Source organism: Methanolapillus africanus (genome assembly GCF_032714475.1).
Taxonomy (GTDB): domain Archaea; phylum Halobacteriota; class Methanosarcinia; order Methanosarcinales; family Methanosarcinaceae; genus Methanolapillus; species Methanolapillus africanus.
Genome location: NZ_JAWDKD010000015.1, coordinates 15,183 through 37,293 on the forward strand (window position 1 = coordinate 15,183; position 22,111 = coordinate 37,293).

At 43.1% G+C, this 22,111-nt stretch carries 16 protein-coding genes; 5 read left to right on the plus strand and 11 right to left on the minus strand.

The genetic code is table 11. The annotated features are described in order from the left end of the window. Window positions 1-158: 158 nt before the first annotated feature. From MsAg5_RS03905 to MsAg5_RS03920, 4 genes are all read right to left on the minus strand, one after another. Window positions 159-2,867 (minus strand): GLUG motif-containing protein, encoded by a 2,709-nt coding sequence (locus MsAg5_RS03905; RefSeq protein ID WP_338099315.1) that lies wholly within the window; start codon window positions 2,865-2,867, stop codon window positions 159-161. A gap of 369 nt (window positions 2,868-3,236) precedes the next feature. Beyond that, window positions 3,237-5,801 carry a hypothetical protein gene (locus MsAg5_RS03910; RefSeq protein WP_338099316.1) on the minus strand — a complete coding sequence of 855 codons (2,565 nt, stop codon included), beginning with the start codon at window positions 5,799-5,801 and terminating at the stop codon, window positions 3,237-3,239. 266 nt (window positions 5,802-6,067) lie between these two features. Further along, complete coding sequence (locus tag MsAg5_RS03915; RefSeq protein WP_338099317.1) at window positions 6,068-7,084, minus strand: hypothetical protein; 1,017 nt, start codon at window positions 7,082-7,084, stop codon at window positions 6,068-6,070. Window positions 7,085-7,464: 380 nt separating this feature from the next. Next, window positions 7,465-10,032: a hypothetical protein gene (locus MsAg5_RS03920; RefSeq protein WP_338099318.1), complete on the minus strand. Its 2,568-nt coding sequence runs from the start codon at window positions 10,030-10,032 to the stop codon at window positions 7,465-7,467. Between the two features lie 200 nt (window positions 10,033-10,232). On the opposite strand from MsAg5_RS03920, the gene MsAg5_RS03925 reads away from it, so the two are divergent. After that, window positions 10,233-10,367, plus strand: a complete 135-nt coding sequence (locus MsAg5_RS03925; RefSeq protein WP_338099319.1) for a hypothetical protein — start codon at window positions 10,233-10,235, stop codon at window positions 10,365-10,367. Between the two features lie 340 nt (window positions 10,368-10,707). Next, window positions 10,708-11,835, plus strand: a complete 1,128-nt coding sequence (gene corA / locus MsAg5_RS03930) for a magnesium/cobalt transporter CorA (RefSeq protein ID WP_338099320.1) — start codon at window positions 10,708-10,710, stop codon at window positions 11,833-11,835. Between the two features lie 106 nt (window positions 11,836-11,941). On the opposite strand, the gene MsAg5_RS03935 is transcribed toward corA, so the two are convergent. Beyond that, window positions 11,942-12,151, minus strand: coding sequence for a hypothetical protein (locus MsAg5_RS03935; protein ID WP_338099321.1), 210 nt, complete (start codon window positions 12,149-12,151; stop codon window positions 11,942-11,944). Between the two features lie 268 nt (window positions 12,152-12,419). Here MsAg5_RS03935 and MsAg5_RS03940 point away from each other — a divergent pair, with 268 nt between their 5' ends. Then, a complete protein-coding gene (locus MsAg5_RS03940; RefSeq protein WP_338099322.1) occupies window positions 12,420-12,884 on the plus strand; it encodes a winged helix-turn-helix domain-containing protein in 465 nt (154 codons plus the stop codon). Between the two features lie 14 nt (window positions 12,885-12,898). Beyond that, entirely contained in the window at window positions 12,899-13,234 is a 336-nt protein-coding gene (locus MsAg5_RS03945; protein WP_338099323.1) for a DUF3467 domain-containing protein, read from the plus strand. A gap of 506 nt (window positions 13,235-13,740) precedes the next feature. On the opposite strand, the gene MsAg5_RS03950 is transcribed toward MsAg5_RS03945, so the two are convergent. The 3 genes from MsAg5_RS03950 to MsAg5_RS03960 all read right to left on the minus strand — a co-directional run bounded on the left by MsAg5_RS03950 (window position 13,741) and on the right by MsAg5_RS03960 (window position 16,943). Next, a complete protein-coding gene (locus MsAg5_RS03950; RefSeq protein ID WP_338099324.1) occupies window positions 13,741-14,652 on the minus strand; it encodes a hypothetical protein in 912 nt (303 codons plus the stop codon). Between the two features lie 131 nt (window positions 14,653-14,783). After that, window positions 14,784-15,908, minus strand: coding sequence for a class I SAM-dependent methyltransferase (locus MsAg5_RS03955; RefSeq protein ID WP_338099325.1), 1,125 nt, complete (start codon window positions 15,906-15,908; stop codon window positions 14,784-14,786). A gap of 111 nt (window positions 15,909-16,019) precedes the next feature. After that, entirely contained in the window at window positions 16,020-16,943 is a 924-nt protein-coding gene (locus MsAg5_RS03960) for an EFR1 family ferrodoxin (protein ID WP_338099326.1), read from the minus strand. Window positions 16,944-17,043: 100 nt separating this feature from the next. Here MsAg5_RS03960 and purN point away from each other — a divergent pair, with 100 nt between their 5' ends. Further along, window positions 17,044-17,655, plus strand: coding sequence for a phosphoribosylglycinamide formyltransferase (gene purN, locus MsAg5_RS03965; protein WP_338099416.1), 612 nt, complete (start codon window positions 17,044-17,046; stop codon window positions 17,653-17,655). Between the two features lie 387 nt (window positions 17,656-18,042). Here the strand turns inward: purN and MsAg5_RS03970 are convergent, their stop codons facing one another. From MsAg5_RS03970 to MsAg5_RS03980, 3 genes are all read right to left on the minus strand, one after another. Next, complete coding sequence (locus MsAg5_RS03970) at window positions 18,043-19,458, minus strand: tRNA (N(6)-L-threonylcarbamoyladenosine(37)-C(2))-methylthiotransferase (RefSeq protein WP_338099327.1); 1,416 nt, start codon at window positions 19,456-19,458, stop codon at window positions 18,043-18,045. Window positions 19,459-19,562: 104 nt separating this feature from the next. Next, window positions 19,563-20,645, minus strand: a complete 1,083-nt coding sequence (glpX, locus tag MsAg5_RS03975) for a class II fructose-bisphosphatase (RefSeq protein WP_338099328.1) — start codon at window positions 20,643-20,645, stop codon at window positions 19,563-19,565. A gap of 132 nt (window positions 20,646-20,777) precedes the next feature. Next, on the minus strand, window positions 20,778-22,082 hold the full coding sequence (locus MsAg5_RS03980; RefSeq protein WP_338099329.1) for an ATP-binding protein: 1,305 nt from the start codon (window positions 22,080-22,082) through the stop codon (window positions 20,778-20,780). Between the last annotated feature and the right edge of the window lie 29 nt (window positions 22,083-22,111).

Below are 22,111 nucleotides of genomic sequence, written 5' to 3' on the forward strand. Positions count from 1 at the left end.
ATTTTTTAGTTTTTAAAAAAAGAAAATTGAATTGAACCTTGGGAGTTCAATTCAAAAATTGAAAATTCTGTCAATTAAAAATTCTGCAAACTGAAAATTCTGTAAACTGAAAATTCTGTAAACTGAAAATTCTGCAAACTGAATGCGTTTTTATGAATTCAGGTAATATCTATCCCCCGGAAAATAAGTTCTCTGACATCAACCGGAATCGTATCAACCGTGAAATTGAAATCTTCGTTCTCAACATCAACAATCAAATAATAACTCCGGCCGAGATAAACGATTCTGGCGCCGTATTTCTCGTCTTCGATTTCATCGAAAGTAAAAATAAAGTCGCCCAACAAACGCGTTGTTGTGTCGGACTCCCAAGTTCCTCCGGATGAAAATGAAGGATCTGTCACGCAGAAATCGTAAGTTCCGTCATTGAGACCGATTCTGAGATCCGGATACTGTAAATCATTTTCCGAATAAGGCATTTCGCCGGCCGTTGCATCCAGTTTGTAAATCTCCCAGAGTGGAATCGGCGGAACATCCTTCAATTTGATGTTGGTTGCGCTGACTGTGACAAAACTTCCGGGTCCATAATAATAATCAAAGATCATATTGTCAACAACAAGATTGCCGTTGTCGTCCAACTGCGCTTTGACCATGTTGTTATAGGGAGGCCATATTTCGAAAACAAAATCTCCTTGTTTTGAAGTTGTGTCATAGACCCAGGTACCTCCGAAAATAATGTTCCCCCCCGGAAGATCGTCCCCATTAAGTTCAATCCGCAAATGACCACTCGGATCGATTCTGATACGGGAGGTAATGTCATCTTCTGTAAGACTGAGGCTTCCGGCATTAATGTTGATCGTTTCAATCATCCAAAGTTCAGATATTGAAGAATCCTGCCATTTGAAAATCGGAAGTCCGTATGGGCCTCCATCCATCTTCCAAACGAAACCGAAATCCCAAGACGTCCAATCTTCTGCTGCACTTGCATAGGTGTCTTGTTGGTACAACTCATGAATTGTAATCAGTTTGCCGTCACAAGTTTCAGGATCAATGATATTTCCGTCCCATTCAATTCCGTCATACACATAATTTTCATCAATGGAATAGGTTGAAGCAAATTCTTCAGAAGCTATTCCGATGACGCCGTTCACGTCGTCATTTTCCCACGGGATGTAGGGGCCAACAACAACATTGTTTTTCACAACAGATTCCTCGCCGGAAACGGATCCGGCAATGCCGCCGGCCATTTCAGATCCATCAAGTTTTCCGCTGAAATAACAATTTGTAATCGATGCGTTTTCAACACCGCCGGCAATACCGCCGACCTCATTCGAACCGCTAATTTCCAAATTCTTTGTATAACAGTCTTGGACCATGCCGGATATGGAATATCCGACAATGCCGCCGACATCACCATATCCGTAAACATTTGTTTCGGAAACAGAACATTGAATGATTTCACCGACACTAAATCCGGCAATGCCGCCGATGTCGTAATCGCCGCTAATATAACCATAATTGACGGAACAATTTTGAATCTGACTGTAAACGGAATTTCCGGCAATGCCGCCGACATCACTCTCTCCGTAAACATCTGTTTCGAAAATAGAACTTTGTTTAATCATTCCAACCAGATTCAAACCGGCAATGCCGCCAACAACTGAATCGCCATAAAATTCACTATCCTCGACGGAACAGTTTTGAATCGTTGCCGGCCCGGTTAAGTATCCCTTTGAAATCAAGAAGAAAAGCGGCCCCTCCTCAGGTATTACCTCGGAAATAAACGAATTGTCAATGACAAGCTCGACGTCACTCACGTTGATGTTTATACCCGCAATACCGCCGATTCCGGAATCCCCCGACACGCTGCCGGAAAAACTGCTGTCCCGAATGGTTCCGGCATTGATGCCGACCAAACCGCCAGCGGCAAAACTTGCCATTTTCTTGGCTTTGACAATTACGGGAGCGGGAGCCGATTCAAACCATCCATAAGAAGAAACCGAACAGGAAGAAATCGTTCCCAAGTTAATGCCGGCAATATTGCCGTTCCCAAGGAAGCCGCCGGATGCAGAAGGACCCGCCAAATTAACGTTTGAAACGGAACCGGTTTTACCGATGACGGCAAAAAGGCCGCCTGAACTGCGCCGGACATCGTAAAGAGAGACGTCTTCGGACTGAGAAACGGACACCCCCCGCCCGCCGCCGCTGAAAATAATCGTTTTTCCGTTTCCGTTAAACGAACCCGTAAACGCGTTTTTGAAAACAGCGGCGATAAGAGCATTCCGGTCGTCCAAAATCGAATCGTCGAGCTTGGACGTGTCAAGCGTACCGATCGGCGTCCAAGATATTGAGAAATACCTCATGTATGCGCTTTTACGGAAGTTTGGATCAATTTCTAAAATCCAAGCCTTAGCTTCGCCAATGTTGGGAAACTGCCCACCCTCAACAAGATATTCTGCATAATCATTCAAGTTTTCATCCGCAAAATCCCAAGCATCCTGATTGCTGAAATCATAACATCCGGGATCGAAGAAAAACAAATCGTTCATCACGATGTAATTGCCGGCCAAGTTGTTCCGGACGTTGTATAAGTCTTCAACCGTGTAGATTTTCGTCGGCGGAATGGCTGACCCGGTACCGCCGGGCGTGGCGTAAATCGTATCGGCGTTGCTTGATAAGCCTTCGCCCGTATCGGACGTCGTCGGATCCGCCGGATTCGGCGTGTTTGGCGTGTTCGGCGTTGTGCCGTTTGTTGCGTTGCTGACCGGCGCGTTGTCGCAGCCGGAATAGTAGAGAAGGAAGAGAGCCGCCATAACAACTACGAGCGCAATTGCTCCGACGGCTAAATATTGCTGCGTTTTTTTATCCATAAAGCCCACCATGACCTTGGTTTTCAATTCAAAAAGCTGAAGGAATGGCATGATTAAATGTGCACATTCTTTATTTTTGTGCATTAGATAAAATTCTAAAAAATAAATATATAAACATTTTGAAACAGGAGAGAAGAGAATTGATTTAGAAAAATAAATAATGAAAAAAGAAACAAATTGAAAATTATAATGTATCACGAATAATTATGAGAAAAGAACAAAGCGGTTATAATATATAGAATGAAAGCGGCGAAAAAAAAACGGATTTTGAAAAAAGAAAAAATGAGTTTTTTAATTTAAAAAATGAATTTTATAAATTAAAAAAAGAAAATTGAATTGAACGTTGAGTTCAATTCAAAATGCAATTTTTTAGTCCCAATATCCGCTAATGACCAATTCATTGACAACAACCGGAACCTCACCGGCATTCACCCTGAAATCATCTGTTTCGATGATCAGATAATAATTCCAGTTGATACCGCGGACGATTCTGGCGTTGTACTCATCGTCGTCGATCGTGAAGAAATAGTCGCCCAACAGACGTGTTTCATCGTTGACCTGCCAATCTCCGCCGAATTCATAGCCATCGGAATCGACCTCCAGATAAATAAAGTATGTGTCGGGACCTAACTCAAGACTCAGGTTGGTAATATTTTCCTCAGAAATCGTCCCGGCTTCATCAACGGTTGCGTCAAAGACAATAATTTCTTCCCAGTACCACCAAACATCTTCGTTTGGCGGAATCTCTTTCAATTGAATGTCGCTGGCATTGATTTCAGTTCCGGAAATCTCAGAATCAAAATCATCCAGAATGAGGTTGCCTTTGCCATCCAAATGTGCCGTTATTGTGAATCCGCTCCAATGGGAGAGAATAATATCATCTTGCTCGGAAGTGCTTTGATCGTATTCCCAAGATCCATAAAAATACGTTTCGTCAGCATGGATTTCTGCGTATCCGCTCGGCCAAAGAGAAATGCTGAGAGAGTCTATATCTACAGATTCCCCATCAACCATTAAAGTTCCGGAATTACCGGCCCAATAATCGGAAAGCGAAGATTCCTGTCCTTTGAAAATCGGCAACCCGTACAAGCCTTCATCCATCTTCCAAATGCCGTTGAAATCCCACGGCGTCCATTGATCCGTGACCGCTGTTGTGTAGGTTGATTCTTGGTACAAATCGCCCAGCTTTATGTCAATACCGTCATAATTTTCGGAAGGATCCGTGCAATCAATCACCACACCTTCATAGGCGTAGTTTTGCTCCGGTTCATCGTTGTAGTTATCTTTGGCGTCATTGCCTTTGATAAATCCAATGATCCGGCCAACATTCTTGTTTTCAGTCCAATATGAATCCAGCTCAATATACGAATCAGCAACCACGTTATTTCTCACATAAGATTCGCCGCCTTCAACACGGCCGACAATACCGCCGACATTGGATTCATCACCGTAAACGTAACCTGTGAAATAACTGTTCGAAACGGTTGCATTGTAAATCCAGCCGGCAATACCACCGACATGTGCTGAGCCGTAAATACCGGTTTCTGATTTCCAAACCCGGTAGTAGCAGTCCGTGATGGCTCCATAATAAGATAAACCGACAATGCCGCCAACCATTTTTTCGCCGCCAACATAAGTGTCGGAAACAGAGCTTTGCTTGATGATTCCACCGGCATTCAAACCGGCGATGCCGCCGACAGCCATGCCGCCGCTGATGTCGCTGTTATTTACGGAACATTGTTGAATCGTTGCCGGACCGGTCAGATAGCCATCGGACAACAGAATGTCAATAAAATTGTTATTGTTTTCAACCTCGAAAAGGTCCGTTTCATCATACCAGTCTCCGCCATTGACGTTCACACCGGCAATGCCGCCGGACCCGACATCCGAACGCATAAATCCATTGAAGCTGCTGTTTTGAATCGTACCGGAATTGATGCCGGCCAGGCCGCCAAAAGCAATCGATGAAGGCTCCATTTTGGAAGCAGAAACAGCTATGCAATCCATTCCATGAGACATGACATGACAAGATGAAATCGTTCCCAAGTTAATATTGGCAAGATTTCCGATTCCAAAAACCCCGCCATTTTCAGAAATGAAAATGGTGGTATTTGAAACCGAACCGGTTTTGCCGATGATTCCGAAAAGACCGCGGCCATAGTTTTCAGAGGGCAAATCTTTTTTTACCGCAGTGACCGCAGGCTCGGATGGACGAACAGCGCCATCATAACCATCGAAGAAGATTGTTTTTTCGTTTCCGTTAAAAGAACCCGTAAAAGCCTTATTGAAAACGTCGTTTAAAGCGATCTCTAAGTCGGATCGATCCAATTCTCCTGCAAAGATTTCAGACCAATCGGCGGAACCAATCGGCGTCCATTCGTCTTGGAAAAACGCCATGTATCCATAACGATAGCCATAGAGATATTCCCCCGTTGACGTGTCCGGCTGCACTTCTTTGATTTTTGCCCAATCGTTATCGGTTAATGTATCAAGGGAATTGCCTTCAAACATTCCGGGATACAGTTCAAGCAAGTTTAAAGCCACATAATTCCAAGCGTCCGGACTGCTGAAATCGTAATGGCTTTCGTTGTTGAAATCCAAATCGTTCATCAAAATGTAACTGCCGGCCAAATTGTTCCGGACGTTGTACAAGTCTTCAATCGTGTAAATCCCGGTGGCTGCCGAAGAACTTCTGCCGCCAATCTCTTGATTGGCGTAAATTGTATTGCTGCCCGAACCGAGACCTGTGCCTTCGCCGCTTCCGTTAACGACCAAACCTGAACCGGATTGTACCGGCACTTGCGGCGGCGCCGATTCGTTCGGCGGTATGGGATCTTTACCATAATAAACCCCGGCCAAAATGAGAAGCGCCAACATGAGAATAGCGAGAGCGATCGCTCCGTAAGTTAATCTTTTTTTCTGTTGTTCATCCATAAACCATAACCCCCTGCGATGTGAATCACAGATAAATGATGCACAAAAAACACACACATTTATGCACCAATAAAAAAATGGAGAAAATAATATATAATAATTTCAAAATAAAAAAAATCACGAAAAGCCGAAAGAGATTTTATTTAAAAAAATCAGACAATCGATGTCGAATAATTTTAAATTGTTTGGAGAAAATTTAAAAAGAAAATAATTTAAAAAAAGAAAATTGAATTGAACTTTTGAGGTTCAATTCAATGATAGATGGTTTATTCAAGAAGGGCAGGACTTAAAACAAGAGTATTGACGGTAACAGTATAACCATCAACTTCAAATTGAATCGGCGTCGAAAATACCAGATTACCGGTGTTGTCACACTTCGCATTTAAAGTCGCGCCATTACCATCACTTATCGTGAAAGTGAGATCTCCTGCGTCTCGAGTGGATGTGTTAAACGTCCAAGTTCCATGATTGAATACCAATTTACTAAGGCTGGTTACATTAAGTTCTCCTTTGAAATCTCCGTCGGACGTCCCATCATTTGAAATTTGAATAAAGGTATCCGGCCCCAGGCTAGACTCATCTATTGGTAATATCACCGGTGTTCCAAAGTCGTAGGAAACCGTTGCTGAAAGATCTTCCACAATCCAATACTGTGGAATAGCTTCTACCCAAACAAGATCGCTCAATGTCGCCGTAAAGCAGCCGGATGTAATGTTAAACGAATCTGTAAAATTCAGTTTTCCGTCGCTTTCCAAAATAACATTGCATTCTTCACCGTCATATTTGAAAATGTAATCTCCGACCGTTGACGTCTTTTTATTATACGCCCATGTTCCGTCACCTTCAGCAATCGTAAGACCACCAGATTGTCCCCCAATATAAAAATAAGTATACAAATTAAATGTTCCATCTTCATAAACAAAGATTTCATAAACGGAAAGATCTGTTTGATCAAATGTTACAATGCCCGGAACTTCTCCGTTAACTGTTTCAATATCCCAGTATCCGACGATGGAAATTTCCTTCGCTGATGGTGTGCTGCCACCGATTGATTGATTGGCAACGATGGTCGGCGGCGTTGTATTGACCGGCGGATTGTTTGTCGGACTGCTCACAGGCGTCGTCTCTTGAAGACTTTCTCCGGCCGTGTCGGCCGGCGTGTCGGTTGGCGTATCGTTGACCGGCGCATTGTTGTTACCCCCAAAGAGTAAAAACAGCGCGAGTATGATGACAAGGAGTGCAATGACCCCGGCCACCACATATTGTTGTGTTTTTCTGTCCATAATCTAAACTCCACTGAATTTTCTAAAACCCTAAACCGAAATAATCATGCATAATTTGACCATTATGCATGTAATAAAAATCTAAAAGAATAATATATAAATTTTTATTAAATCAACAGACAGCGAATGAAAATTTTTATAGAATGAATCAAAAAAGAGAGATTTCTCAGAGAGTTATCGATCATAATTCGTCAAAAATCGATGATAAGACGGTTGTAATAAATAGAACCAGAACAATTATTATAGTTTTTAAAAAAAGGAAAATTGAATTGAACCGAAGTTCAATTCAAAATTTTAAATTCAGGTTTTGACGATTTTAGGTTTTGGTTTTAACCACATGAAAATGACATACTCGTCCGATTGAGGACATGACATCATTCTCATGTTTTTTGCTGATCTCGAATGACAAGTTCGTTCAATTCTATGGTGTACAGTCCTTCTTCAAAGCTGAAACCGGTTGTATCAACCATCAGATAATAGCCCGAATATCCGGAGAAAACAATTCTTGCATTGTATCTCTCGTCGTCAAACGTGAAGGTATAGTCTCCCAGCAGACGCGTTGTATTGATTTCCCATTCTCCTTCTTTTTCAAGTGATCCGAGATCAGTGATCCAGATATTAAAAGAATAGTCACCATTGTCATCAAGATCAAGAGACGCGTCTTCAATGTCGTCGATTGAAATTGGATCTTCGTCAACCGTTGCGTCAAATGCAACAATCGAATGCCAATATATCCTGCCACGTTGATCATTTGGCGGAACTTCTCTCAATTCGATTCCGATCATATCGATTTTATCGTCCTCACCATAGGTGAAACTCAAATCTTCAAAGATCAGGGTTCCTTGGTTGTCCAAATATGCTTTGAATTCGTATTCAAGACCATCCAAGTACCAGTACACAATGATGTCGCCTTGATCCGGAGTGCTTCGATCATATATCCAACGTCCGTACTGTCTGGAATATTCGTTGATCTCAATGAATACACTTCCATCTCTCATAAGGGAAATGAACGAAGATTTAATTAATACAGATCCATCATTTACGGTTAATTCTGTTCCGGGATCAATTGTCCAAAACTCAGCCAGAGAAGAGTCTTGTCCCTTGAAAATCGGAAGTCCGTACGGACCTTCGTCCATCTTCCAAATTGAAGTGAAATCCCAAGACGTCCATTTATTTTGAACAGCCTTCGTGTAGGTTGATTTTTGATATAAATCACCCAACTTCCGGTCAGCGCCGTTATAAGTTCCGGAATCATCCAATGAACAACTGATGGATATGCCTTTGTAGGCATAGTTTTGTTCATCATCGTAAGTGACGTCGTCTTCAATGAACCCGGCAATCCGGCCAACATGAACGCTGTCACCTTGTAACTCAATGCATGAATCGGCAACCATGTTGTTCTTCACAATGGATTCGCTGCCTTCGACGTGGCCGACGATGCCGCCGACATGGTCTTCACTGCCGCTGAGATTTCCTGTGAAATAACAGTTTGAAACAGTCGTATTGCAAATCCAACCGGCGATACCGCCGATATCACTTGAACCATGAATATAGGGCCACGTAATTTGTTTATAATAACAATTCTCGATTTTTCCGCCGTCAGATGCACCGACAATACCGCCGAGCATATCCCCGTCACTGACAGAAGTATTGGAAACGGAACAACGTCGAATCGTGCCGGCGCCATCCAAATTTGACGCCGACCCGGAAACAAGACCGGAAAAGATTGAAACGAGGCCTTCGATTTCTTCAACTTCTTCCGAAGACATTCCATCGTTCGTCAGTTTGCGAACCATATTATCTTCAATGCCCTCCGTTATCCATTGACCACCTGCGCCAACGTTAAATCCGGCAATGCCGCCGCCGCCAAAAGTACCTGCAATATACATACTGTCAACGTAACTGTCTTGAATGACGCCTGAATTAATACCGGATATCCCGCCGGCCAACGTTGTTCCGCGAACGTCTGTCGAACATCCCGTAGAATGAACGACCGACAAGGAAGAGAGCGTACCACAATTGACGACCGCAATACTTCCGCTAAACTCGTTGATGGCGCCGGAGTTAACCGTGTTCAAGTTTGAAACCGAACCGGTTTGACCGACAACGCCGAAAAGACCGCCGAAAAGAGAAGAAAATTGATCGTTTACTGACTCGGGTCTGTAGGGAGAACTGTCCGAATCCTTGAATTGAGATATTGTTTTTCCGTTCCCATCAAAAGACCCGGTGAACGATGTTTTAAAGGCCGTGTTGGACAACGCGGCCAAATCTGCCGTATTCATGCGGTTCAAAACATATTCGGTTTGCTCAACCGGCCCCATTTCGGAAAAACCTTCGTCCTCAAGATAAGATTGCGAACGCTCCTCAATGGTATCTGCGGAAGATTCAATGTCAATATACCCAATTGGTGTCCAATAATAGTTGAAAAATCCCGTGTAACCGCCTTGATTTTGATCCTGCAACTCCGAATCAGCGAGGACGGCTTCGATGAAATCATCAACGGTTGGATAGTCTTCATCATCAGCATAATTAACTGAGTAAACATAACTCCAAGCGCCCGTATGATTGAAATCATAGTCGTTATCATCGGAGAAATCCAAATCGTTCATCAGCTTGTAATTGCCGGACAAATCGTTTCGAATATCATACAAATCTTCAATGGAATAAATTTCAGCCACAGGCCCATCCGGCACCTGTTTTGAAGAACTGCCGCCGCCGGTACCTTGATTGGCGTAAATGGTGTTGTCGCCGGCCAAGCCTTCGCCCGTGCCGGAAGGTGACGGATCTGCAGCGTCCGGTGTGTTCGGCGATTCCGGCGTGCCCGATGGCGTGCCGTTCGTCGTATTTGTGTTATTGCCGGACGGGCCAACGCAACCGCCGGCACTGACCGAAACAATAAGCACGATAATCAAAAGAATCAGTGATAATTTGTTTAATTTTTGCCCCATAAAATCCAACCCCGCTTTGAATTTGATTCAAAGATTCTTTGGAAAAATAACGATTAAATATGCACATAATATTTTATTGTGCATAAAATAAAATGATTGAAGAGAATATATAAACTTTATGAGACCGAGATGCAGAGAACGAAATATTTGAAAAAAACTCTAAAAAAAGAACAAAATGGAGAAAATGTAAACATCATGATTTGTCACAAGTGAACAATAAAGCGGTTATAATAAATAGGATGAAAAAAGCGCAAAAACCTAAAATTCAAAAAAAGAAAACAAAAAGAAAAGCGGCAATTGGTTTGCCGGATTTGCTTTTGAATTTTGATTTTTAATGCTGAAACACAGTTTGACAACCGGAATCACAGATAGTAGTAATAGTAAGCGGCCAACGCAATGATTGCGATGATCACAATCGCGACGACGCCGTAGGTCAAGTATTTCTTTTGCTGTTCATCCATAATGACTGCCTCGCTTATTTTTTGAATACAAACGAATATAACAAATTGAACCGTGCACAACTTTTTATTATGCACTTACCCATAGATATATCATTATCATTATATAAAATCTTCTAATATATTGAAGCGCACATAATATCAAAAAATTGAGATCTTATTAAAATAAAGAATAGATTTATAAAAAGAATATAAATAGAAGAAAAAACAACATCCCATGATGTTTATGTCCGCCAAGCAATCCCAAAAAGTCGGTCTCCCGCCGGGTTCTTTGATTTATATCACCGAAGAGGAAGAGACGGAAATTCCGGAAAGTGAAAAAAAAGTGACGGTCTATGCCATCACATACAACGAATCCGGATATGAAGAGAAGAAGATCGAGTCCATCAACGATTTGAAAAATTTAATCACGGACGATCCGGCTTCGGCTGCCGCCGCCACGGCGCCCGCCGCATCCGCTGCACCGACGACTTGGATTCATGTGACGGGGCTGTGGGACATCGACGTCGTCCGCGCGCTGGGCGAAAAATACGGCATTGAGCCGCTGACGCTGGAAGATATTCTCAGCATGGGGCAGCGCCCGAAAACCGAAGAATTTGAAACATACATTTACACGATTTTAAAACATGTGATGTTTGACGACGACGATAAAGAAGTTATCAACGATCAAATCAGTATTATCACCAAAGACAAAACCGTCATCAGTTTCGCTGAAAAATCATACAATATCTTCGACCCGGTGATCAAACGCCTCAAAAAGGACGGCCGGATTCGGAAGTACGGCGCCGATTATCTCACTTACGCGCTCATTGACGTCGTCGTCGACAATTATTTCCTTGTCATGGAACAGTTTGAGGAATGGTTTGACGAAGTCGAAAAACGGATGGTCAGCCATCCGGAAAAAGAATCCGCCGGTGAAATCAACCGGATGCGGACGGAACTTTTCTTGTTCAACAAAGCCGTTTGGCCGCTGATTAACGTGACCGACAGTTTGGAAAAATCCGAATCCAAACTGATTAAAAAACCGACGCGCGTTTATTTCCGCGACGTTCAAGACCATGTCACAAGAATTGTGGAATCCATCGAAACCGGCCGCGAAACCGTGACCGGCATTTTTGATATCTACAATTCCGGCATTTCAAAACGGCTCAACGAGACCATGAAAGTGCTGACGGTTATTTCCACCATTTTCATTCCGCTGACGTTCATCGTCGGCGTCTACGGCATGAATTTCGAATACATGCCGGAGTTGTATTGGAAATACGGCTATTATGCTTGTCTCGGGTTGATGCTTTTGATCTTTGTGACGATGATTTTGTATTTCAAGAAAAGAGGTTGGTATTGAAAAACATCGGTTTTGCGGCTTACCGCTGCGAACGAAGTGAGTTTTTGGATAAACGATAAAATAAAAAATTCCGGAGCGAAGCGGAGGAATTTTTTATTGTAAGTTTTCAAATTTCAACGATCCAACCATATGTGGAAGAATACCTGTTCAAAAGACTCAATGCGTGTTTAAAATTTTCACGCTTGATACAATAATCGTATCTGTTTTGAGATTTATAACGATGAATCGCTTCTTTTTTGATCAACATTTTAAGAGCGTCTTTGACGAAACCAACTTCATGTTTTTTGACGCTTCTGCATAAACTTTCTTCTTGCATATGGCGGTTACAAACGATTCCGCATTGACAAATTTTGTATAAAACACGCAATTCGTATTCTGTGAAATCAACGTCCCAATCAACGGTCATAATATTTCGCAAGTTCTGAAAGTATATAACTGTACCTACTTTTTAAATAAATGAATAATATATTAAAAAATTATAAACAAGTAGGGATATTTATTTACTGTTCAAATAGGTAAACAATACCTTCAAAAAGTATAAATAATAAAGAGAGAATTGTTCAATAAATTGAACAATCAGTTTCATGGAGAAAAATAAAATGGCGCTTGAAGACTTTTTGGGAAAAACGACAGAAATAAAAATTATTGATTTTTTGTCTCAGAATGCGATGTCTAATTACAATCAAACCGAAATCAGCAGCTGTTTGGGCATATCCAGGACATCTGTGAATCAAAAACTGCCGGAACTCATTTTTAACGGAATCGTTGAAATAAAAGAAAAAAAGGGAAACTCCAATTATTACCAGCTTTCAAGCAACAATATTGTTAAAAAACTGATTGGCAGCATATTTGAAAATGTCTTGTTCATTTCAGAATATGAAAACGATGATGAAAAAGAAATCGATAAAATAAAAAATGTTGTTGGCGGAATAAATGACGCCGAAGAAAATGAATGTTTTATGAATTCGCCGGCGGAAGGCAACAGCCCAAAATACTATGATTCAGAAAAGCCGGCAAAGAACCCCAACAACCAGCTGATTTCTGCTTAAAGAGGCGACAAGATATGGAAAAAAAAGCAAGTACAATCAAAAAAAATATCGAAAAACCGGAGAAGAAAAACTTAAGCACCCCCAATGAAAAATATTCAATTATTCGAACACCATTGTTTGCAAAAACCTATGCGACAAATGTTTCCGTCATTCAGACCGATTTGGATTTCAGAATAGAATTATTTAATGAAAAGTATCAGGTTGGAGACGAGTGGATCTATCACAGCGACGGATTGGCCATACTGACGCCGGAAGCTGCTAAAATATTATGGACAGAACTGGGTTTAAAAATAGAAAAATATGAAAAAGAAAATGGCGAGATAGATATTTCAAAAAAACAAAGGTTGTGAAGAACTTATATTGATTGTAAAATAATGAGAAGAGAAAGATTTATTCAGAGTTAAGAAAGAAACTTAATTTTTGAATTAAATCAATAAAATTCGAAAATGATTTTCAAAATAAGGATTGAGCAGGTACACCACCACACCAACCCCGATTCCGGCTACAATGCTCAAAATGTTCAGCAAAACATAATCCGATTCGGAAATGTCCGGCAAAATCATTAAAAGAAGGTTGTCGCCAAAAAAATAAAGGGCATACGTAATTAAAATACCAAAAAGGGAGACGATAAACCTTTTGAGAAAAGGTTCGTTTTTCCAAAACTCTTTTCTTTTTGATAAAAGGCATACCGGGATCAAAAGTCCGCAGAACGATGAAAAGATCATAGATTTACTGGCCGAAACATTCAACGGAACACCGTCTCTCAAAAAAACAAAACTGAAAAAATAAGCGAAGATGAATATAGAAAGCGCTGACAAAACCCGGATCAATGTCCAATATTCTTTTTTCATGCCATTCAGCCCCGAATCCAATCCCAAATTTTTCCTTTTTTGTTGTTAAAATCGATGTTATCCAACAGTTTTTTGAAGCCGACGACGACGATGCTGAAAACAATGCCGTATAGAAGCAATGCCCAAAATTTCATGTAAGCCGCCGTCGGATCCAGCGGATATCCGAAATGATCCGTGAAATAATTGGAGATTTTGAAAAAGAAATACAACAGCGGAATCATCATGACGACGATGAAAAGAATGAAAATGCCCTTTTTATTCGGTTCAGCCGGCGGTTGATAAGACAAAAAGAAATTCACAAAAGTAAAACCGGCGATAAATGAATAGATGACTCCGAACTCAAGAATTGCCTCATTTAAATCATTGTAAGGCATATGAAAAGCCGCATACGTCATGATGATAATAAAGATTAAAGACATCAAAACCAAGAAGTTTTTCATAATACGGTCTGATTTTTTCTCATCTGCTTTTTTCCCTTCATCACTTTCGATATTGCCCCGTTCATAGAGTTTCCTGTTTCCCAACCAGGCCGCCAAAACAAAAATAATGCCGGCTAAGACCGCTAAAACAACAAAATACAAATTCGTGAGCGGTTCAGCGTTTGCGGATAGAATAAAGTTTCCGGCGACCATGAAAATGAAATAAATCAGAGACAATACAGACAATAGAACCGAACGGTTTCTTTTTTGAGAAACATTTTGAACCGGAAAAAGAAGGTAAAACATCAAAGTAAAAACAGTTATCAATAGAATAACAGTTGAGCTGAGCCGAAGCGGAACAATTCGAAAAGCATCTTGCGGATCTCCTTTAATCAAAAGAAAAATGGAGAACGGAAGAAAAAGAACGCACAAGCCCAGAACAACAGTTTGGAGAATAACTTTTCCGGCTTTATAATTGGCAGGGGACACTTCAGTCATATGTATTTCTCCAAATGAATGAATCAAAAATCAAAAAATTAAAAAACTTTGAACAAATATTCAGATTAACAGAATAAATACTTTTTTAATTCCGGAAAAATTATAAAAAGAGAGAAATCAGAATCAAAAAATCAGCGAATCCGAACATCCAGACAGATGTTGTATTGGTGCGGCGCATACGAGCGCACGTTTCTTTTTTCAACGACTTCGATTGTCCGACCTTGTTTTTCAGCGGCCGTTCGAATCTTTTCAATTTCGCCGTCAAAAAGATCGTCGTCGTTCGTCATCGCATAATAATGAATGACGCCGTCCGGTTTTGTCAATTCGACCGCCGTGTCCAAAAAGTCGCAGGCGTTGTGCGGCAAATTCATAATCACGTGGCCGCCTTTTCCGGCGTATTCCCGGCCCAAATCAATGGCGTCTAAATTCAACGCAACGACGTTTTTCACTTTGTTGAGCGCGATGTTTTCAATCAAAAGGGAAACGGCCGCTTCATTTTTGTCGTTGGCGACGACCATACTCGGTTTGGCGTTTTTGGCAATCAAAACGCTGTACGGACCGACGCCGGCAAACATGTCAATCACAAAATCGCCTTCTTGGATTTGAGACAGAATTCGGGCGCGTTCGGTCGACAGGCGGGGCGTAAAATAGGCGCGTCCCAAATCTATTTTGTAAGCGCAGCCATATTCTTTATGAACGGTCGCCGTCTTATTGTCGCCGGCAATAAATTCCAAATCACGAATCCGGAATTCTCCGGAGACAGGTCCGCGGGACAGGAGAACCGTTTGAATGCCGGGGTGCGCCGCCAAAATGGCGGCGGCAATTTCCGAAACAACGTCCGGCGTTTTTTCGGAAACGCTTTTGTCATCGATGACCGCAATGTCGCCGACCATTTCGTAAGCGACGGCATAACCCAAAATATCAGTGACGGTGAGCTGCTTTTCCTGAACGGCGAAATCGGCGTCGAGAATGAATTTTTCAAGCAGAAGTTTTTCGCCGGCGGAATCGCCGCCTAAAGAAAAAGAGGAGATCAATGCAAAGCTTTCCAGATGCGACAGGCGGGAAAGAATGGCGGTCAGTTGATCGCCGTCCGGACGATTCGTGAGCGGCAAATACAAGTAAGTGTCGTCGGCAAACGGCCGGCAGGCATAATTGAGAAGGGAAAGCTCGTCAAACAAGCGGCGGCAAGGCTCGCCGTCTTTTTTAAGGATTCGAAAAGCGGGATTTGAAAAAACAGGTTTGGGATTTGAATTCATTGTTTATTCCTATCGTTTTTGTATTTCATTTTGGAGGTTGTTTCAATATGATTTCAAGTGAGCTCAATACGATTTCAATATGATTTCAAGTGAGTTCAAATGATTTCAATATTATTTCAGAATCAAATCGGTCGGCGTCATACCACGGCATTGGTACCGCTTTTTCTTTTCCGTGAATTTGGTCCAATTGATGGCGGATTCGGGGCACCAGTTGATGCAGGCGAAGCACATTTCGCAGCGGTGGTTCCATTCCGGTTTGCCGTCTTTTAAGTCGATGTTGTCAACCGGACAGACGTTCACACAGGTGCCGCAAGACGTGCAGCTGTCGTTCACAGTGAACTTTTTGTCGAGTTCGGGTACTTTCTCATACATCGTGTCAAAAGCCGCCCAATTGATGGGTTTTGTGAGGAATGGCGTGGTTTGTTTGTCCATGTGGAAAAAACCGGTTTCGACGTTTTTGCAGATGAAATTGATTTTGTCGTCGATTTTTGAAAACGACGCGTCCACTTTTTTGTCGGATTTGGTTTTCGGCAGCACGATAAAATTGGAAATGAGCGGAATCACATAACCGGCGTTCATGCGGTTTTTGGTTTTGTCAATCGCGGACTGAACTTTATAAAGTGCGTCGCCGACCATCATACCGCAGGTCAGGACGACGAAAACGTAATCGGCTTTCGGCATTTTGGCGATAAAATCGAGAACGATATGCGGCGGGTTGGACATGTAAACCGGTAAAACGAGACCGAGACAAGAGATTTTCTCATCGGACGGCGGCACGTGAAGCGCGGAAACGATCGGAACCAGCTGCGTTTCAAGAACGACCATGTCGGCGCCGGATTTCGGATCTTTGTCCGCCCACGGTTTTGACAGCCGGGACGCGAGTTTTCGGGCGACAAGTAAGGAGTTGCCGGTGCCCGAAAAATAATAAATTTTATTCACTTTCGTGATAGGAGCAGGCTTTTCCGTGATTTTTTGAGACGACTGAACGAATTGATCGTAGGGGTTGACCGGACTGACAGGATTTGACGTTGACATGTTGATTCCACCAAATGAAGTCAAAAAGGCGTTCATTCATTTTAGTTCTTTGTATGGCAAAAAACAAAAGCATATATAGGAATCGAAAGTAATTGACAGAATTATGACGAATATTTCGGTTTTGGTTTCCGGGCGCGGCACGAACTTGCAGTCGATTATTGACGCGATTGAAAGCGGCGGCATTGCCGGTGCAAAAATCACCGCCGTGATCAGCGACAAGAAGGACGCCTACGCCTTGACCCGCGCCGAAAATCACAAGATTCCCGGCATTTTTGCCGACCCGAAGTCGTTTTCGTCCCGTCAGGCTTACGACGACCACCTGCTCAGCATTTTGCAGGAAAACAAAACCGACCTTGTTCTTTTAGCCGGCTACCTTCGAATTATCAGCGACAGTTTGATTGCCGCCTACGAAAACCGGATGATCAACATTCACCCGTCGCTTCTGCCGTCTTTTCGCGGCCTTCACGCGCAGCAGCAAGCCGTCGAGTACGGCGTTAAATTTTCCGGCTGCACGGTCCACTTCGTGGAACCGGCCTTGGACGGCGGCCCCGTGATTCTTCAAAAAGTCGTTCCGGTTTTGGACGGCGACACGGAAGAAACGTTAGCGGCAAGAATTTTGGTAGAGGAAAACAAAGCGTATCCGGAAGCAGTGAAACTGTTTGTGGAAGGCAAATTGAAAGTTGACGGGCGCATTGTGACGATTTTAGAATAAATTACTTTTTTCTTTTTGGCGGGCGGGGCGGCGCGCGCGTTATAGCGACACATTTTTTTTGGATTTCAAAAGTGAGAGTCTCATTTTTTATTTTGAGCTGAATAAATCAGTTCCTTCATTTCTATTTTTGAGCTGAGCAAATCAATTTCCCATTTCTAATGTCGAGTTGAGCAAACCATCCCGCTTAAACAGACGCTTTGCGTCTGTTTAAGCGGATACCGCAGAAAGGGAAGATGCAATTGGAAACAGCAGATGCAAAACTGAGCAAAGCAGCAACTGTATTGTTGGAAACTGCAGGTGCAAATTGGAACAAGAAAAGACTGTATTGTTAGAAAACAGATGATGTACCCTGAAAAAATAAAAATGATTGATAAAAAGAACTTATTTTTACTCGACCAATTCCCCAATAAAATAACCGGGCGTCGCGTCAATAATCCGAACCTTTGCCGTGTCTCCCGGCTTTAAATCCGTATTGTTGACAATCACCGGTTTATAATCGTCCGTTCTTGCCATCACGCCGCTTTCCTTGCCGTATTTGGACACGAAAATGTTTTCGACTTTTCCGACGCGCTTGTTTTTGTCTTCCAATTTGATTTCATCGGTGATTTCAGACAAAATCTTAGACCGCTCCGTCAGGATTCTGGAGTCCAGATTCCGAAGGCTGAACGCCTTTGTCCCCGGACGCGGCGAATATTTGGAAATGTTGACCTTGGCCGGCCTGTATTTTTTGATCCAATCAACCGTTTGTTGAAAATCGTCGTCGGTTTCGCCGCAAAAGCCGACGATAATGTCCGTGAACAGCGTCAAATCCGGGAACCGTTCCTGAAACGTTTGAATAATCAAATCGACGTCATCCATTTTATGGCGGCGGTTCATGGTTTTCAAAACATTTTCCGATGCTGATTGGATCGGCAAATGCAGAAACTTAAAGATTTTCGAATCCGAAAACACGTCAACCAATCTCGGAAGAATCGGCAAAACCGAAAATGGATTCATCATGCCAACCCGGATTTTAAAGTTGCCCGGAATTTGAACGATCATGGAAAGAAGTTCCGGCAGGCGAAGACCGTGGTAAGGCGAATCCGATTTGAAATCCATGCCGTATTGGCTGTCGTCCTGAGACGTCAGCCAAATTTCGGAGCAGCCGTCGGCAACCGCTGCCGTAATGTCGGCAATGATTTCTTCCGGCGGGAACGAAATCAGATTTCCGCGCGCCAACTTGACAATACAGTAAGAGCAGCCGAAGTTGCAGCCAGTGGAAATCTGGCAAATATGAATGTTGGAATTGTAACGTACTTTCGGCAAATTCAAAAAACCGTCCGGCGATTTTGAAAAAATGCGAACGGGCGCGGCGCGGACACGCACCGTGCCGTTTTCCCCGGAACCGGAAGAGGGTTGGGAGCCGGAATTGAAATTAGAATTGGAATTAGAATTGAAATCAGAATTTAAATTTAATTTTGAATTTTCAAGATTGGAAGCAATCCCGCCCAGAACGTTTTTGAGATCCAAAACGGAATTGATGCCCAAAACATAAGCTTCCGGATTGGCGTTTAAAATCAAATCCAGCTGCACTTCCGGCATACAGCCGGCCACCACCACGTAACGGCCGCTGTCCCCGAAACTGCGGATCTTGTGCAGAATTTTCTGTTCTGTCGTGTACTTCACCGTGCAGGTGTTGCAAACGTAAACGTCAGCGTCCGCTTCACTTGACGTCTCAAAACCCATGGAACGGATAATACCGAGCATGGTCTCCGCCGACGCTTGATTGGCGGAACAGCCGAACGTTTCAAAATAAATTTTCATCTTCATAGCGTTTTTGAAAATTAAAATTAAAATTAAAGTAAAATTAAAATGAGATTTGAAGACTGAATGAATCAGTATTCATCATCCCATTAAACATAAACGAATCAGACGTAAAACGGCTTGTTCTCTTTGTCTTTGACATAAACGCTTTCGACAACGCGAACGACGCCGGACGCGCCGATACAAATGCTGGTCATGCAAGCGTCGCCGTCTTTGAGCAATTTGGTGCCTTTCATAAACGGACCGTCGGTGACAGCCGTTGCCGCAAAAATCACGTCTTTGCCCGGAACCAGGTCGTTTGTTTCCCGGATTTTGCCGATGTCGTTTTTCGGAATGCCCATCTTTTCAAGCCGCGGAAGCTTTTCTTGGAGTTCTCCCTCAACATCCGCCGGCGATTTCCCGTTCGCCGCGCTCGGAAGAACCAAGCGCCCGGTAATCTTTCCGCCCAAACATTTGAGCGCGCTGGCCGTTAAAACCGCTTCGCCGGAACCGCCGGCGCCCATCACGACGTCAACACCCGAGTCGGCAAAACACGTCATGACGCCCGGCATCAAGTCGCCGTCCGGAACCAGCCGGACGCGTGCGCCGGCGGCGCGAATGTCGGAGATGGTTTTTTGGTGGCGCTCGCGGTCCAAAATAACAACGCAAATATCGGAAACGGGCTTTTCCAGCGCTTTGGAGACCAGTTCAAGCGTTTGTGCAACCGGAGCGTCGATGTTGATTTTCTGACCGGTTTTTTTCTCATACGCCGCCACCTTCGGGCCGACGACAATTTTGTCAAAATAAATATCCGGACCGTGGAAAACGCCGTCCTTTTCAGCCATGGACATGACCGCAATGGAACCGTTCACGTCGTCCGCCGCCAAATTGGTGCCTTCCAACGGATCGACGGCGATTTCAACGACCGGACCTTTGCCGGTGCCGACCGATTCGCCGATAAAAAGCATCGGGGCTTCGTCGCGCTCGCCTTCGCCGATTTTGATGGTTCCTTGAATGTCGATTTGATTGAGCATGCGCCGCATTGCTTCAACGGCGACGTGGTCGGCGTATTTGCGGTCGCCGCGGCCGATTTGATAAGCGGACGCCACGGCGGCGGCTTCCGTAATTTGAAGAAGGGAAAACATCACATTGCGTTCAATCGGGCCGGCCGAATTCATCATTTGTTCTGCGGTTTTGGGGTGGGGCATAAAGATCACTGAAATGAATTAATGAATTGAAAAACTGTAATCCATAAACAAGTTCAAAATAAAAATTTGAAAAGATTGTAATAATCTGTTTTTAAAGAACTGTTTATATTAAAAGTTTTCAATTCATATAAGTTATACATTTATAACGTCGTCGGATTTTGAATTTTCATCCCGGTCATCTGCCTGTTCCGATTGAGAATCCGGCAAAACAGGTTTTAAAACAATTACCGGCTCGTCTTTGAAAATCAGCAAGGGTTTGCCGACGTAAACTTCACCGGATTCGCGAACCGCGTCAAAAGAAAACAAACTGTCGTCCTGACGGGGAAAAATCACCTTAAAGAAACCGCTTGTTTCAAAAATGGGATCCGAAAGACCTGCTTCTTTAACCGATTTTTGGATTCTGGAAACGCCCGTCCCCATTTTCTCAACATAACCAGCCCGGAAAAGTAAATCTGCCAGAACCGGATTTCTGGACATGCTGACGGTCCCGAAATTTTCATTCGTCACGCCGTTGATAATGCCGCCCGGATTTGTAATTTCCAGCCGGTCGTCAAAGATTTCAATCATAATGCGCGACCCTTTGTTAAAATAATCCCGGTGGCAAACGGCATTGATCACAGCCTCCCGAAGAGCAATTTCCGGAATCTCAAGAATATTTTTGCGCGTCAATCCTTCAAAAACATAACGCGTTTTTAGATTTTGTTTCAAATAACGAAGCGATTGCTCAATATTTTCAATCAGATTTTCCGAAAATTCAACGGCCGCTAAAACGTTCGCCCGGTCCGTCCCTTTAAATAAAGTGCAGACGATGGAAGCATGACGAAAAATAAAGTCGTGTGCGTTGTTTCGGAAAAACAAGGCGCCCGCATTTGTATAAACCAATTCGCCGTCGTCATTTTTTTCAGCGCAATTCAAATTGAATAAAACGGCCTCTTTTGAAAAACACGGACTAATGCCGGATTTTTCCAAATAAGTTTGATAGAATTTTTCATTGAAATCATTCCGAACCAAAAAATCAGTAATCCATGAATCATAGCTGACAACACCTTCACTTTTCAAAAGACCGATGATTTCATCCCGCCTCAATTTCTGCGAATTCGGACCATACCGCATAAAAAAACCACTTGAGCAACAATATGGTTTACGGCCGCCAAATGGAACCGTCAGAATGATCAAACAGTTTTCAGAATCGATTTCCGTTTTAACCGGCAAAGGCGGTTCAATTTGGCGGATAAAATCCTGAATTTTTGAACGAGCCGAATTGCTGACGTCCGTTCCGGTCATATTTCCGGAATCGGAAACGCCGATATAAATCCGTCCGCCGGAAGCGTTGGCAAAAGCGCAAATTTCTTCGGCCAACTTTTTGTCCGGTTTTTCTTTAAACTCAACCGTGTAGCCTTCCCCTTCGGAAATAATGAGTTCTAAATCTTGAATCAAAGAAAATCCCTCCTTGAGCAAACAATCAA